Source organism: Nocardia lasii (assembly GCF_042658545.1).
Lineage (GTDB): Bacteria > Actinomycetota > Actinomycetes > Mycobacteriales > Mycobacteriaceae > Nocardia > Nocardia lasii.
In genome coordinates this window covers 275,885-291,456 of the sequence record NZ_JBHSQN010000011.1, presented here as the reverse complement: position 1 = coordinate 291,456, position 15,572 = coordinate 275,885, and the positions used below count along the sequence as shown (strand labels likewise).

The following is a 15,572-nucleotide window of genomic DNA, read 5'->3' as shown; positions in this document are numbered from 1 at the left end:
CCCGATCGCGGAATCTCCTGCCCCGATAGGGAATCGATATGCAACATTTGCCACCGACACGCTGGTTTACTCTGCGGTAGCGGGGTACGTTCCATCTCGGCCCCTCTGTTCAGACGGGCACCCGAAACGGTGCGCATCGCGTCTGGCCAGGCCAACCATGCCCCATGGACGGCGGTGAAGCTCTCGTCTCCACCTCCGCCGAGGCGGCCATCTCTTGTTCGCGCAAGTGCTGCGAGGTTGTGTCCCTGGAAGGAAGGTCATGAGTGCAGACACGTCGGCAATGTCGCCGACCGGTTTGTCCGCGTCCGATCTCTATTCGATCGATTCCCACGGTGGTCCGCTGCGGATCGCCATGGTCGTTCCACCGTATTTCGATGTTCCCCCCAAGGCCTACGGCGGGGTCGAGGCCGTAGTCGCCGATCTGGTCGACTCCCTGTGTGAGCGTGGCCATCACGTCACCCTGTTCGGCGCCGGGATCGACGGCACCAAGGCGGATTTCGTGCCGCTGTGGGACCGGATCCAGCCCGAACGCCTCGGTGATCCGTTCCCCGAGGTCGTGCACGCGCTGCGGGTGCGACGCGCCATCGAACGACTGGCCGATACCGAAGGTATCGACCTGGTCCACGACCACACCTTCGCCGGCCCGCTCAACGCGCCGGCCTACGCCAACCTCGGGTTGCCGACGGTGGTCACGGTGCACGGTCCGGTGCAGGAGGACTGCTACCGCTATTACAAGGAACTGGGCCAGGAGTGTTCGCTCGTCGCGATCAGTGACCGTCAGCGCGCGCTGGCCCCTGACCTGCCGTGGGCGGGTCGGGTGCACAACGCGCTGCGTCCCGATCAGTGGCCGTTCCTGACCGAGAAGAAGGATTACGCACTGTTTCTCGGCCGATTCAGCGCCGACAAGGGCCCGCATCTGGCACTCGACGCCGCCCACGCCGCCGACATCCCGCTGATCCTGGCGGGCAAGTGCAGCGAGGCGCCGGAGAAGGCCTATTTCGAGAAGTTCGTGACGCCGCGGATGACCCCGCGAGATGAGATGTTCGGCCTCGCCGACGCCACCGCCAAGCGTAAGCTGCTCTCCGAAGCTCGGTGTCTGCTGTTCCCCATCCGATGGGAGGAGCCGTTCGGCATGGTGATGATCGAGGCGATGATCTGCGGAACGCCGGTGGTCGCGTTGCGTGGCGGTGCGGTGAGCGAAGTGGTGGTCGACGGGGTCACCGGTCGGATCTGTGACGACCCGGCCGAACTGCCCGACGCCATCGCCGAGGTACAGACCTACGACCCGGCGGCCTGCCGGGCGCACGTGGTCGACCATTTCAGCGCCGACACCCTCGGCCGCGGCTACGAGCAGGTGTATCGAGATCTGCTCGCGCGCACCACGATCGGTTACGGCGGCGCGTACGCGATGCCGATGCCGGTCGGGGCGGCCGTCACCGGACGCGCATGAGTACCGACAGCGCCTCGGCGCCGAGCCCGTTGAACGCGGGGGAACCCGCCGGGCTCGGTGGCGGCGGCGGCAACATCACCCTCGTCGAAGGCGGCACGTTCTGCCTGTCGGACCGGCTCGGCGACATCGAGCCGGGCAAACCACAGGGCCTGTTCTTCCGCGACGCCAGGGTGATCTCGCGCTGGGAGCTGATGATCGACGGCAAACGGCCCGAGGCGCTGTCGGTGCTGAGCCCGGAGGCCTTCGCGGCACGGTTCGTGCTGCGCAGGCCGCCGCAGCAGGGTCGGGCCGACAGCACCCTGCTGGTGGTGCGCGATCGGCTCGTCGCCGAGGGCATGCACGAACTGATCACCTTGGAGAACATGAGCCGCGAGGCCACCGCGGTGGTCCTCGAACTGCACGTCGACGCCGATTTCGTCGACCTGTTCGCGGTGAAGGAAGGGCGCACGAACGGGCACCGCTCGGAGATGACCACCTCCGACGGCGAACTGCTGCTGCACGACCGCGCCGACCTCTCGCGCGGGCTCGCGCTCACCTCCACCGTCGAGCCGATGGTGTTGCCCGGCACCATGATCTGGCGGGTCGTCGTGCCCGCCGGTGGACGCTGGCAGACCGAGATCACCGCCGCGCCCGCCGGTGCGGCGCAGCGTCCGCAGACCTCCGGCACGCCGGGGGAGCGGTACCGGGCCAGCGAGCCGGTGCGCAAGATCCAGGCCTGGCGCGCCACCGCCACCGATATCTCCGCCGATTCCGGTCTGCTCAACCAGATCCTGCGGCGCAGCGAGAGCGACCTGGGCGCGTTGCAGATCCACACTGACTCGGGCACCAATCGCCCGTTCGTCGCGGCGGGCGCGCCCTGGTTCATGACGCTGTTCGGACGCGACTCGCTGCTCACCGCGTGGATGTCGCTGCCGCTGGAAACCGATCTGGCCCTTGGCACTTTGCAGCAACTGGCCGAATTGCAGGGGCAGACGATCGACCCGCTCGTGGAGGAGGAGCCGGGGCGGATCATGCACGAGATGCGGCGCGGGCCCTCGGTGGGCCAAGTGCTCGGCGGGCAGATCTATTACGGAACCGTCGACGCCACACCGCTTTTCGTGATGCTGCTCGCGGAATGTCTACGCTGGGGCGCGGATCCGGCCTCGATCGCGACCCTGCTGCCCGCCGCCGACGCGGCGATCAGCTGGATCACCGATTTCGGTGACCGCGACGACGACGGGTTCGTCGAGTACGTGCGCGCCACCGATCGCGGCCTGATCAATCAGGGCTGGAAGGACTCCTTCGACGGAATCAACGACGCCGCGGGCCATATCGCCGAGGCGCCGATCGCGCTGGCCGAGGTGCAGGGCTACGTGTACGCGGCGTTCCTGGCCCGCGCCGAGCTGGCCGACCAGTTCGACGATCCCGAGCTGGCCGGGCGGATGCGCGAGCGGGCCGAGGAACTGCGCACCAAGTTCGCCGAACAGTTCTGGCTGCCGCACTACGGCTGGTACGCGGTAGCCCTGGACGGGCGCAAACGCCAGGTCGACGCGCTCACCAGCAACGCCGCGCACTGCCTGTGGTCGGGCATCGCCACCGACGAGCACGCCGAGATCCTGATCCGCAATCTGTCCCGCGCGGAAATGGATTCGGGGTTCGGGTTGCGCACCCTGTCCTCGGACATGGGCGCCTACAACCCGATGAGTTACCACTGCGGTTCGGTGTGGCCGCACGACACGGCGATCGCGGTCGCCGGGTTGATGCGGTACCAGCACGTGCCCGGCGCGGTGGAACTGGCGACGAAACTCTCCGGCGGCCTGCTCGACGCGGCCGCGGCCTTCGACGGCCGGCTGCCCGAGCTGTACTGCGGCTTCCCGCGCTCGCGCTTCGCCGCACCCGTGCCGTACCCCACCTCGTGTTCGCCCCAGGCCTGGGCCAGCGCGGCACCGCTGCTGCTGGTGCGCTCCTTCCTCGGCCTCGACCCCGACGTTCCCGCCAAGACCCTCACCCTGCGGCCACAGGTGCCGCCGGCGTGGGGGTGTGTGCGGATGTCGGAGTTCCGACTGGGGGAAGGCGTGACGGTGGACCTGGAGGTGTGCGGGTCGTCGGTGACGGTGACGGGGTTGCCGGAGGGGTGGACTCTGCTCACTGACGACGAGTAGTACGCAGCCCGGGTCGCGGACGAGCTCTCTACTCTGCTCATCGACGATGAGTAGTGCGATCCGGGCTTAGGACGAGGCGGCTCGTCCCGGTCGTCGGGACAGGGTGGGCTGTCACCGTCATGGGAGGGCGATCTGTGATTTCGCGAGAACATGGGTAACTCATCGGGAACGTCCAGCATCCCGGCACGGACAGACGCAAGGCCGCAGCGTGACATTCGTGGCAGTTACCGGTCGGCATGAAACGCGGAGAGGCGGGCATGCCAGGATCAAGACATGGCTGAGCAGACCGCACCCGTGAACAATGCCCCTGTCGAACTGTGGGTCGAGCGCACCGGCACCCGGGCTTACACCGGGCGTAGTAACCGTGGTGCCGAGGTATTGGTCGCGTCGGCGGGGGTTCCGGGCGCGTTCACCCCCGGTGAGCTGATGAAGATCGCGCTGGCCGCGTGCACCGGGCTGTCCTCGGACTTTCCGCTTTCGCGGCGCCTGGGCGACGACTTCGACGCCACTATTCGGGTCTCCGGGGACGCCGATCGGGAGAACGAGGTGTACCCGCAGCTCGACGAGGTTCTCCAACTGGACCTGTCCGAGCTCGACGAGGCGGCTCGGGAGCGACTACTGGTGACCGTGCAGCGCGCGGTCGACAAGGCGTGCACCGTGGGGCGCACGCTCAAGGCGGGCACGAAGGTGACGTTGACCTTCGACATCGACGCATGAGCGAACACGCCGGGGAGCCGGTGCGGCTGAGCGCGTGGGTGCACGGTGACGTGCAGGGCGTGGGGTTCCGGTGGTGGACGCGTTCGCGCGCACTGGAACTGGGCCTGGTCGGTTACGCGCGCAATCACGCCGACGGTCGGGTGCACGTGGTCGCCGAAGGGTCGCGAAGGGCGGGCGAGAAATTGCTGGACCTGTTACGGTCCGGACACGCGATCGGCGGGCCGTTCGGGTCCACTCCCGGACGGGTGGACCTGGTTGTGGAAAGCTGGGAGCCCGCGCGGGGCGACCTGACCGGATTCGAGGAGCGCTAGTGGTGACTTCGGGGGAGAGGCAGCGGTGAGCACGAACAACCCTGGACCGCCCGATCAGTCGGGTGGGTCCGATCAGTCGCCATGGACGCCACCGGATCCCGGCGCGGGCTGGACACCCCCGGCCGACCCGAATGCCGGTGCGACACCGGCCGATTCGGCACCGGACGCCCCGCAGGTGTTCGGCGCGGGCGGGCATCCCGTCGGGCAGTCGCGGCCGGGCAAGATGGCGCGCCAGGAACCCGGTGTGACCCAACCGCGTCCGCCCACCGTCGGCGAGGCCCGTGCGCGCGACAAGGCGCGCAAGCAGGCCGAGGAGGCCGAGCGGGCCGCGGCCGCCGCGGCGGAAGCCAAGCGGCGCAACCGCAAACGCGTGATGATCGGCGGCGTCGCCATCGTGGGCGTCGCGGCCCTGGTGGGCGGCGGCTACCTCGTCTACAGCGCGGTCACCGCACCGGATCAGGTCACCGCCTCGTGCGTGCAGATCGACCAGAACGGCCAGGAAGTCGTCGTCGCCGACGAATTCTGTGGTGACGGCAAATCCAACTTCCGCAGCGACGGTGGCGGCGGACTCGGCGGCCTGGTGATCCTCGGGTGGCCGCAGTACCGCTACCACTACGGCGGCACCCCCACCATCGGCAAGGCGCCCACCGGCGGCAGTTCGGTGAAACCGCGCAACGCCGAGGTCAAGACCAAGAGCGGCACGACCGTGCAACGCGGTGGCCTCGGCAGCAAGTCGACCGGCGGGAGTGGGTCCTAGATGCGGCGAGTGAACAGCGCACCGCGCAAGGGCTGGCAGCAGATCGTCGAGAAGCAGGGCCTGGTCTACGGCGCGCCCGGCCGCGACGCGAGCGGTCAGCCGCGCCCGTACTGGGACGAGTCGGTGCACTACGAGTTCTCGATGGACGAGATCCTCGCGCTGGAAGCCGATGTGGAACTGCTGCAGTCGATGTGCCTGCACGCGGCCGAACACGTCGTGCTCACCGAGCGCTTCGCCGATTTCGGGCTGCCGGAATGGACGTGGGGTCCGATCGCCGAATCCTGGCGGCGCAGTGACCCGTACGTGTACGGGCGGTTCGATCTGCGCTACGACGCGCGCCGCCCGGCCAAGCTGCTCGAGTACAACGCCGACACCCCCACCTCGCTGCTCGAGGCCGCGATCATCCAGTGGCACTGGTTGCAGCAGGTGTATCCCGGTGGCGACCAATGGAATTCGCTGCACGAGAAGCTCGTGGAGCGCTGGACCGAACTGCGCGGGGTGCTGCCGGGCACCGAACTGCACTTCACCTGGTCGGGCGCGGACGCGACCGGCGAGGACAACGTCACCACCGCCTATATGCAGGAGACCGCCGCCGAGGCCGGGTTCGACACGGTGGCATTGCCGATCGAGGAGGTCGGCTACGACACCGAGCTGCACCGGTTCGTCGATCTGGCCGAAGCGCCGATCGAGGCGATGTTCAAGCTCTACCCGTGGGAGTGGATCCTCGACGACGACTTCGGCAAGCGCGTGGTGGCCAGCCTGCCCGCGACGGCCTGGATCGAACCGCTGTGGACCACGCTGCTGAGCAACAAGGCCATCCTGGCCATCCTGTGGGAGATGTACCCCGGCCACCCGAATCTGTTGCCCGCCTACCTCGACAGCCCGCACGAGCTCACCGAGTACATCCGCAAACCCAAGCTCGGTCGCGAAGGCGCCAATATGACCATCGTCGGCCCCGGCATGGAGACCGCCACCGGCGGCGTCTACGGCGCCGAGGGCTTCGTCTACCAATTGCTCGACCCGCTCCCGGAATTCGACGGTATGCGTCCGGTGCTGGGCGCCTGGGTCGTCGGGGACACCGCCGCGGGCCTCGGCATCCGGGAGACCGCGGGCCTGATCACCGATGACGGTGCCGCGTTCGTGCCGCACCGCATCGTCGACTAACTGACCTCACACACACTGTTCGAAAGGACCACGATGACCGCCCTCGCCCTGGAATCGGGTTATTGGAGTGCGCTCGGTGAAGGCGTCGGCGCCATCATCCTGTACTGCCTGATCGGCCTGGTGCTGATGCTGATCGGCTTCTTCGCCATCGACCTGACCACGCCCGGCAAGCTGCGCGACCTGGTTGTCGGCGGTAAGCCGAACGCCATCATCGTCTCCGCCGCGGGCATGATCAGCATGGCGTTCATCGTCGTGTTCGCCGTGCTGGCCACCGGTGGCGTGAACAAGCTGACCGAGGGGCTGATCGCGGCGGTCGTGTACGGCCTGGTCGGCATCGTCGCGCAGGTGATCTCGGTGCGGTTGCTGGAGAAGGTCACCGGCATCGACATCGGTCGCACCCTGCACGCCGACACCTACACCCCCGAGGTGCTGCTCGTGGCCGCCGCGCACTTCGCGCTGGGCCTGGTGGTGGCGTTCGCGATTCTCTGAGCCCGGCGATACGGTTGACATCACACTGTGGAGGGTGGAGGCTGGAAGCAGCACTCCACCCCCCGGATGTGACCGAGAGGACGTCGGCATGGAAATCACCCCCGGTACGCGCGCGTCCGACGCCGAACGCACGGTGATCGTCGACCAGCTGGGTCGGCACATGGCCGACGGCCGGATCGACCTGTCCGAATACGACCAGCGAGTCGCCCAGGTCTACGCGACCACCACCCGCGATCAGCTCGCCGTGGTGCTCTCGGACCTGCCCGCGCTGCCCGAGGACACGTCCGCGGCCCCGCGCGAGCGTGCTGCGCGCATCCCCGTGTGGCAGCGGATCGAAGCGGGCAGCTGGGCCGGGGTGAGCGTGATCGTGCTGGTCATCTGGGGTCTGGTCTCGCTGTCGGCGGGCGAGCTCACCTACTTCTGGCCGATGTGGGTGATCGGCCCGTGGGGCGCGGTGCTGGTGTTCAGGATGATCACCGGCTGGGAATCGGGGCCGAGCGCCGCCGCGCACCTGCGTCGCGCCCAGAAGCACGCCGAGCACCTGAACCCGCACGGTCTCCCCCCGCACCGCGACCGCGCCTGACAGCCGTCCGCGCGGTGTCACCCCCGTCCGATATGCTCACGCGACAACATGGGTAACTCACCGGGTACGGGCTAGCCGAGCCGCCCACAGACCGTCGGCCGCGCACAGTGCCATCCCGCGCCCAGGTCTGGCCAGAAATCGCGGGGAGGCGGAACAGCTTGCATTTGAAGAGCTTGACGTTGAAGGGGTTCAAGTCCTTCGCGTCCGCTACCACCTTGCGATTCGAGCCGGGTATCACCTGCGTGGTCGGGCCGAACGGGTCCGGTAAGTCCAATGTCGTCGACGCGCTCACCTGGGTGATGGGCGAGCAGGGCGCCAAGGCGTTGCGGGGCGGGAAGATGCAGGACGTCATCTTCGCCGGAACCGTCGGCCGGGCACCGCTGGGGCGCGCCGAAGTCACGCTGACCATCGACAACTCCGACGGCGCACTGCCGATCGACTACGCCGAGGTATCGATCACCCGGCGGATGTTCCGCGACGGCGCGGGGGAGTACGAGATCAACGGCAGCACCTGCCGGCTGATGGATGTGCAGGAACTGCTGTCGGACTCCGGCATCGGGCGCGAGATGCACGTCATCGTGGGGCAGGGGCGCCTGTCGGCCATCCTGGAATCGCGGCCCGAGGACCGGCGCGCGTTCGTCGAAGAAGCCGCGGGCGTGCTCAAGCACCGCAGGCGCAAGGAGAAAGCGGTCCGCAAGCTCGACGCGATGCAGGCCAACCTCGCCCGACTCACCGACCTCACCACCGAACTGCGCCGCCAACTCAAACCACTCAGCCGCCAGGCCGAGGTCGCCCGGCGCGCGCAGACCGTGCAGGCCGACCTGCGCGACGCCCGACTGCGCTTGGCCGCCGACGACCTGGTCACCCGGCGCGGGGAACTGGAATCGCAGCTCAGCAAAGAGGCGTACGCGCGCGAGCAGCAGATCACCGTGCAATCCGAGCTCGACGCCGCCAATGCCGCACTGGCCCAGCAGGAATTCCAGCTCTCGCGCCTGAGCCCGTCGGCCGAGGCCGCCGCCCAGACCTGGTTCCAGCTCTCCGCGCTGACCGAGCGCGTGAACGCCACCATTCGGATCGCCAGTGACCGGGCCCGGCACCTACACACCGAGGTCCCGGTCGGGACCGGGCGCGATCCCGAGCAGCTCGAGGCCGAGGCCGACCGGATCGAAGCCGAAGAGGCCGAGCTGCGCTACGCGGTCGAGATGGCGACCGAGACCCTCGAAGCCGCGCGCGAGGCCCTTCATGAGCGCGAACACGCCGCCAAGGCCGCCGAGCAGGCGCACCTGGCGGCCGTGCGGGCCATCGCCGACCGGCGCGAGGGATTGGCGCGGCTGTCCGGGCAGGTCGACAACCTGCGCACCCGCGCGCAATCGGTGGACGCCGAGATCGCGCGCCTGTCGGTGGCCATCGCCGACGCGCGCCACCGGGGCGAGACCGCCCAGGTCGAATACGACGCGGTACAGGACGAACTCGGCGAACTCGACGCCGGCGAGAAGGGCCTCGACGCCCAACACGAACACGCGGTCGCGGCCAAGGAACTCGCCGACGAGCGGGTGCGGGAACTGCGCGAATTGGACCGGGAGGCCGGCAAACTCGTCGCTCGGCTCGGCGCCCGCATCGAAGCGCTCGGCATGAACCTGGCGCGCAAGGACGGTGCGGCCTGGTTGCTCGAACACGGGGTGAGCGGGCTCGGCGGACGGCTGTCGGGGGCGCTGCGGGTGCATTCCGGGTACGAAGCGGCGGTGGCCGCGCTGCTCGGCCCGCTCGCCGACGCCATCACGGCTGATTCCGCCGGTGCGGCGGACGCGGCGGTGCGGGAACTGCGTTCCGGGGACGGGGGACGGGTGGCGTTCGTCTTCGCCACCGACGGACGGATTCCCGCGGAGCGGGGCACGTTGCCCGAGGGGGCGCGGTGGCTCGTCGACGTGCTCGACGGCGAGGAGCGGGTGCGACCCGCGCTGGCCGCCCTCGCTGCCGGTGTGGTCGTCGTCGAGGATCTGGCGCGCGCTACCGAGGTGGCCGCGTCACGTCCTGAACTGCGCGTGGTGACCCGCGACGGTGACCTGGCCGGAGCGGGCTGGGTCGTCGGCGGGTCGGAGCGGATGCCGAGCCAGCTCGAGGTCCAAGCCGAGATCGACACCGCCACCGCGGAATTGGCGGCGGCGCAACGCCGTGCCGAGGAACTGGAAGCGGCCCTGGCCGGGGCCTTGGCCGAACAGACCGACCGCAAGGACTCCGCCGATCACGCGCTGATGGCGCTGCACGAATCCGATCAGGCGCTGCTGGCCATCTACGACCGGCTCGCCCGCGTCGGCCAGACCGCGCGCGCGGCCCAGACCGAGGGGCAGCGGCTCACCACGCAGCGCACGGAAGCCGAAGCGGCGCGGGAGAAGTCACTCGCCTCGCTCGCCGAGCTCGAGGACCGGTTGCGCCACGCCGAGATCGAACACGACGGCGGCGACGACAGTTTCGGGACCGCGAGCACCGAGAGCGCCGGATACGCGCGCGAGGAGGCCGCCGCCGCGCTCGCCGAGGCGCGCACCATGGAGGTCGAGGCAAGGCTGTCGGTGCGCACCGCCGAGGAACGCGCGGAATCGGTTCGCGGCAAAGCGGATTCGTTGCGCCGGGCCGCGCGGGGCGAGCGTGAGGCGCGCGCTCGGGCCGAACGGGCGCAGGCCGCTCGCCGTCGGGCCGCCGCCGTGGCCGCGGCGGTCGCCGAATCGGGCACCGCGATCAAACACGAACTCGAGCAGGTCGTGGCCACCGCCGCCGCCCGGCGCGACGAATTGGTTCGGCGCCGTGGCGAATGCGCGGCCGCGCTCGAACAGGTCAAGGAACGCTCGCGCGCGTTGAACACCCAGCTCGCCCAGCTCACCGACGCCGTGCACCGCGACGAAGTCGCCAAAGCCCAAGCGGCCCTTCGCATCGAACAGCTCGAGACCACCATCTCCGAACAGTTCGGCATCGCCCTGGCCGACCTCGTCGCCGAATACGGTCCCGACGTGCCGCTGCCGCCCTCGGCGCTGGAACTGCACGAATACGAGCAGGCCAAGGAGCGCGGCGAACAGGTCAGCGCGCCACAGCCGATGCCCTACGACCGCCCCACCCAGGAGCGTCGCGCCAAACGCGCCGAGAAGGACCTCACCACCCTCGGCAAGGTCAATCCCCTTGCGCTGGAAGAGTTCGCGGCCCTCGAGGAGCGCTACACCTTCCTCGCCACCCAGCTCGAGGACGTCAAGAACGCGCGCAAGGACCTGCTCGACGTGGTCGCCGAGGTCGACGCGCGCATCCTGCAGGTGTTCACCGAGGCCTACGCCGACGTGGAACGCGAATTCGTCGGCGTCTTCGGCAAACTGTTCCCCGGCGGCGAGGGCCGACTGGTGCTCACCGACCCCACCGACATGCTCACCACCGGCATCGAGGTCGAAGCGCGCCCACCCGGCAAGAAGGTCAAGCGCCTGTCGCTGCTCTCCGGCGGCGAGAAGTCACTGACGGCGGTCGCGTTGCTGGTAGCCATCTTCCGCGCCCGCCCGTCCCCGTTCTACGTGATGGACGAGGTCGAAGCGGCCCTGGACGACACCAACCTGCGCCGCCTCATCGGCCTGTTCGAACAGCTGCGCGAGAAGAGCCAGCTGATCGTGATCACCCACCAGAAACCCACCATGGAAATCGCCGACGCGCTCTACGGGGTGAGCATGCGCGGCGACGGCATCACCCAGGTGATCTCCCAGCGGCTCAACCGGGTCCAGGTCGGCGACCCGGTGTCGACCCCGGCCTGAGCTCACCGAAGGGCACTCGTCACAGCAGGTCGCTGACGTCGTCGGGGACGTCGACGGCGTATTTGCGCAGGATGTCCACCGAGATCACCTCGAGGGCGTTCTCGTGGGTCGCGGCCAGCACCACCGGGGCGGCCACCCCGTCCTCGTGGGCGTGCAACCAGCGCACCGCCACCACGCACCAGCGGTCGCCCGGCTGCAGGCCGGGGAAGTTGTTCTCCGGGCGCGGCGTACTGAGGTCGTTGCCGATGGAGGCCTGGTGCTCCAGGAATTCCGCCGTCACGACGGTGCACACGGTGTGGCTGCCGAGATCCTCCGGGCCGGTGCTGCAGCAGCCGTCCCGGTAGAAGCCCGTGAGAGGATCGGCGCCGCACTCTTCCAGCGGCCCCCCAAGCACGTTTCGATCGGTCACTCCGCCGATCCTATGGGGCGAGCGCCAGAAGTTCCGCAGGACAACGAATCTGTAGTGTTTTCGCCACGCCGCGACACGCGCGATCCGGGCCCGCCGACCCGCCGGGCCGACGCCGCCGACGTGCGGTAACAACCACCCCGAATAGACTCGCCGGGTGAGTTCGCAAGCGTGGATCCTGATCGCCGCGATCGCCGCCGTGCTGTTGGTGGCGCTCGTCGCGGGTTTCGTCCTGTACAAGCGGCGCCAGATTTCGCTGGTCCCGCCCGAGCCGGACAAGGAGTTGACGGACCGGTCCGGTGGCTACACCGCCGCCGGTGGGTTCAGCTTCAGCCAGGGCGGGTCCGCGCCGACCCTGCCCAGACCCGAACCGGTGTCCGAGCGCACCGACACCGACGGCCAACCGCACGTCGGTGACGACGCCGCGGTCCCGCGCGACGCGCCGCGCCGCGGGATCACCGAGGTACCGCTGCCCGAGGCCGATGTCACGGTCGAGGAGACGGTGGTCGTCCCCGACGACGCGTCCGCCCTGGACACGTCCGCGCCCGAGGTCACCGCGCCGACCGACACCGCACCTGTCGACACCGCGCCCACCGACACCGCGCCGGCCGACACCGCGCCCCCGGAGACCGCGCCGACGACGCCCGCTCCCACCGAGACCGAGCCCACCCGGGCTCCTGCCGACACCACGCCCACCAAGCCCGCACCGACCGAATCCGGGCCCACCACGGCACCTTCCACGACGGCGCCCGCCGAGGTTCCCGACCTCGTGGTGCCCGACACCCTGCCCACCCCGGCCGAATCCGACGCCCTCATCACGGCCATCGAGGAGATCGACCCCACCTCCGGTCGCCTCGAGCGCCTGCGCGGTCGGCTGTCGCGCTCGCAGAACGCCGTCGGCAAGAGCCTGCTCGGCCTGCTCGGCGGCGGCGACCTCGACGAGGACTCGTGGGAGGAGATCGAGGACACCCTCGTGCTGGCCGATATCGGCACCGCCAGCACCGCGGCCATCGTCGAACGGCTGCGCGAGGAGATGGCCAGTCGCAGCGTGCGCACCCCCGAACAGGCCCGCGCGCTCCTGCGCGAGGTGCTGATCGACGCCCTTCGCCCCGAACTGGACCGCTCGATCCACGCCCTGCCGCACGGCGACCATCCGGCGATCCTGCTCGTCGTCGGCGTGAACGGCACCGGAAAGACCACCACCACCGGCAAACTGGCGCGCGTGCTCGTCGCCGACGGTCGCCGGGTGCTGCTCGGCGCGGCCGACACCTTCCGCGCCGCCGCCGCCGACCAGTTGCAGACCTGGGGCGAGCGCGTCGGCGCCGACACCGTGCGCGGCAAGGAGGCCGCCGACCCGGCCGCCGTCGCCTTCGACGCGGTCGCCGCGGGCATCGACCGTGGCGTCGACGCGGTCCTGATCGACACCGCCGGTCGCCTGCACACCAAGACCGGCCTGATGGACGAGCTGGGCAAGGTCAAGCGGGTCGTGGAGAAGAAAGCCGAGGTCGACGAGGTCCTGCTGGTGCTCGACGCGACCGTCGGCCAGAACGGACTGATGCAGGCGCGGGTGTTCGCCGACGTGGTCGACATCACCGGCGTGGTGCTCACCAAGCTCGACGGCACCGCCAAGGGCGGCATCGTCTTCCAGGTCCAGCACGAGCTCGGCGTGCCGGTGAAACTGGTCGGTCTGGGTGAGGGCGCCGACGACCTGGCGCCGTTCGAGCCCGGCGCCTTCGTCGACGCCCTCCTCGGCGGTACGTCCTAGCGCACACGACGCTGCCCGTCCGATCCGGCGATCGGGCGGGCAGCGCTGTGTCCGGGGTCCGACCCGAGCGTTTCCGGGCGCCTCAGCAGGGGCGAAACGCCGTGCGAACTCGCGGCGAATCGCACCTCCGCACCGACCTCACGGTGAGCTGAAAGGCTGTCGCCAGACCGACGAAACGTGGATGCAACACAACAGCGCTATCCGTTCACTCAGGTGAAACACCACAGCTCAACGGATGAAACACCGAGTGGCGACCCTTCTGTACAGGCTTTCGTCGTACTCGGCGGGGCCCGAGATGAGGAGGACTAAAGGTGGTGAATCCCGTATTCCTGGCGAGCGTCGACGCGCTCGACACAGGTGACACGGCCTGGGTACTGACCAGTGCGGCTCTCGTACTACTCATGACACCCGGACTCGCGTTCTTCTACGGCGGCATGGTCCGTAGCAAGAACGTTCTGAACATGATCATGATGAGCGTCAGCGCCATGGGCGTGATCGGCGTGCTCTGGGTGCTCTACGGCTACTCGATGGCCTTCGGCACCGACAAGGCGAGCCTGGTGGGCGACCCGACCGAGTTCTTCGGTCTGCGGACGCTGTTCTCCGGCCTCTCCGAGGGCCACGGTGAGCTGGCGCTGACCGGCACGGTCCCGACGCTGGTCTTCGTGGCGTTCCAGGCGATGTTCGCGATCATCACTGTCGCCCTCATCTCGGGTGCGGTCGCCGACCGGATGAAGTTCAGTGCCTGGCTGGTCTTCGCCGGCATCTGGGCCACCGTCGTCTACTTCCCCGTGGCCCACTGGGTCTGGGGTGGCGGCTGGATCATGGAGAAGGTCAAGGCGATCGACTTCGCCGGTGGCACCGCGGTGCACATCAACTCCGGTGCCGCGGCACTGGCGCTGGCCCTGGTTCTCGGCAAGCGCAAGGGCTGGCCGAAGACGCCGTTCCGTCCGCACAACCTCCCGTTCGTCATGCTGGGTGCCGGCCTGCTGTGGTTCGGGTGGTTCGGGTTCAACGCCGGTTCGGCTCTGGGTGCCAACGGCACCGCCGCCGCCGCCTTCGTCACCACCCTGGTCTGCACCGCGGCCGCCCTGCTGGCGTGGCTGCTCGTGGAGAAGATCCGTGACGGCAAGCCCACCTCGCTCGGCGCCGCCTCGGGCATCGTGGCCGGTCTGGTCGCGATCACCCCGGCCTGTGCCTCGGTCAACGTCATCGGCGCGCTGTTCATCGGCGTCATCGCCGGTGCGGCCTGTGCCCTCGCGGTCGGCCTGAAGTTCAAGTTCGGCTACGACGACTCGCTCGACGTCGTCGGCATCCACCTCGTCGGTGGTGTCATCGGCACCGTGCTGATCGGCCTGGTCGGTACCGCCGAGGCGCCCACCGCCGCGGACGGCCTGTTCTACGGTGGCGGCTTCGACGTGCTGTGGCGTCAGGTCGTCGGTGCCTTCGCGGTGCTGGCCTACTCGCTGGTCGTCGCGGCGATCATCGCCCTGGCCATCAAGGCCACTATCGGCCTTCGTGCCAGCGCTGAGGAAGAAGCCTCGGGCATGGACGACTCCGAACATGCGGAGACGGCATACGATTTCGCTGCTGTGAGTGGCACGGCTCGCAGTGCCGCCAAGGAGGCATGACGTAATGAAACTCGTTACCGCAATCGTCAAACCGTTCACCCTCGAGGACGTCAAGACCGGGCTCGAGCAGGCAGGCGTGCTCGGCATGACTGTCAGCGAAGTCCAGGGCTACGGCCGGCAGAAGGGCCACACCGAGGTCTACCGCGGTGCGGAGTACTCGGTGGACTTCGTCCCCAAGGTCCGCGTCGAGATCGTCGTCGACGACGCCTCGGTCGAGAAGGTCGTCGAGGTGATCGTCGAGGCCGCGCGCACCGGCAAGATCGGTGACGGCAAGGTCTGGGTCAGCCCGGTCGATACGATCATCCGGGTCCGTACCGGTGAACGCGGTACTGACGCACTGTAATTCGGCGCCGGAGCTACCGGCGGTGTAACGATCGAGCGG

At 69.1% G+C, this 15,572-nt stretch carries 13 protein-coding genes; 12 read left to right on the top strand and 1 reads right to left on the bottom strand.

Annotated elements, in window-relative coordinates; all coding sequences use genetic code 11:
• Positions 1 to 259: 259 nt before the first annotated feature.
• The 9 genes from ACFP3H_RS17445 (at position 260) to smc (ending at position 11,391) form a co-directional block, all read left to right on the top strand.
• Positions 260 to 1,450, top strand: a complete 1,191-nt coding sequence (locus ACFP3H_RS17445) for a glycosyltransferase family 4 protein (RefSeq protein WP_378607120.1) — start codon at positions 260 to 262, stop codon at positions 1,448 to 1,450.
• On the top strand, positions 1,447 to 3,591 hold the full coding sequence (locus ACFP3H_RS17440; RefSeq protein ID WP_378607117.1) for an amylo-alpha-1,6-glucosidase: 2,145 nt from the start codon (positions 1,447 to 1,449) through the stop codon (positions 3,589 to 3,591). Before ACFP3H_RS17445 ends, ACFP3H_RS17440 begins: the two co-directional genes overlap by 4 nt.
• A 273-nt stretch (positions 3,592 to 3,864) precedes the next feature.
• Entirely contained in the window at positions 3,865 to 4,308 is a 444-nt protein-coding gene (locus ACFP3H_RS17435; RefSeq protein WP_378607114.1) for an OsmC family protein, read from the top strand.
• On the top strand, positions 4,305 to 4,619 hold the full coding sequence (locus tag ACFP3H_RS17430) for an acylphosphatase (protein WP_378607111.1): 315 nt from the start codon (positions 4,305 to 4,307) through the stop codon (positions 4,617 to 4,619). The genes ACFP3H_RS17435 and ACFP3H_RS17430 overlap by 4 nt, the downstream gene beginning before the upstream one ends.
• 25 nt (positions 4,620 to 4,644) lie before the next feature.
• Positions 4,645 to 5,376, top strand: coding sequence for a hypothetical protein (locus ACFP3H_RS17425; protein WP_378607108.1), 732 nt, complete (start codon positions 4,645 to 4,647; stop codon positions 5,374 to 5,376).
• Entirely contained in the window at positions 5,377 to 6,540 is a 1,164-nt protein-coding gene (locus ACFP3H_RS17420; protein ID WP_378607105.1) for a glutathionylspermidine synthase family protein, read from the top strand.
• Positions 6,541 to 6,573: 33 nt separating this feature from the next.
• Positions 6,574 to 7,029, top strand: coding sequence for a DUF350 domain-containing protein (locus ACFP3H_RS17415; RefSeq protein ID WP_378607102.1), 456 nt, complete (start codon positions 6,574 to 6,576; stop codon positions 7,027 to 7,029).
• A gap of 88 nt (positions 7,030 to 7,117) precedes the next feature.
• Positions 7,118 to 7,612 (top strand): DUF1707 SHOCT-like domain-containing protein, encoded by a 495-nt coding sequence (locus ACFP3H_RS17410; RefSeq protein WP_378607099.1) that lies wholly within the window; start codon positions 7,118 to 7,120, stop codon positions 7,610 to 7,612.
• Positions 7,613 to 7,770: 158 nt separating this feature from the next.
• Entirely contained in the window at positions 7,771 to 11,391 is a 3,621-nt protein-coding gene (smc, locus tag ACFP3H_RS17405) for a chromosome segregation protein SMC (RefSeq protein WP_378607096.1), read from the top strand.
• 19 nt (positions 11,392 to 11,410) lie between these two features.
• On the opposite strand, the gene ACFP3H_RS17400 is transcribed toward smc, so the two are convergent.
• Positions 11,411 to 11,800 (bottom strand): DUF2237 family protein, encoded by a 390-nt coding sequence (locus ACFP3H_RS17400; RefSeq protein WP_067448994.1) that lies wholly within the window; start codon positions 11,798 to 11,800, stop codon positions 11,411 to 11,413.
• 154 nt (positions 11,801 to 11,954) lie between these two features.
• Here ACFP3H_RS17400 and ftsY point away from each other — a divergent pair, with 154 nt between their 5' ends.
• The 3 genes from ftsY (at position 11,955) to ACFP3H_RS17385 (ending at position 15,533) form a co-directional block, all read left to right on the top strand.
• The gene (gene ftsY, locus ACFP3H_RS17395) at positions 11,955 to 13,562 is read left to right on the top strand and encodes a signal recognition particle-docking protein FtsY (RefSeq protein ID WP_378607093.1); all 1,608 of its coding nucleotides are present in this window, start codon (positions 11,955 to 11,957) and stop codon (positions 13,560 to 13,562) included.
• 311 nt (positions 13,563 to 13,873) lie between these two features.
• Positions 13,874 to 15,190, top strand: coding sequence for an ammonium transporter (locus ACFP3H_RS17390; protein ID WP_378607090.1), 1,317 nt, complete (start codon positions 13,874 to 13,876; stop codon positions 15,188 to 15,190).
• Positions 15,191 to 15,194: 4 nt separating this feature from the next.
• A complete protein-coding gene (locus ACFP3H_RS17385) occupies positions 15,195 to 15,533 on the top strand; it encodes a P-II family nitrogen regulator (protein WP_378607088.1) in 339 nt (112 codons plus the stop codon).
• Positions 15,534 to 15,572 lie beyond the last annotated feature (39 nt).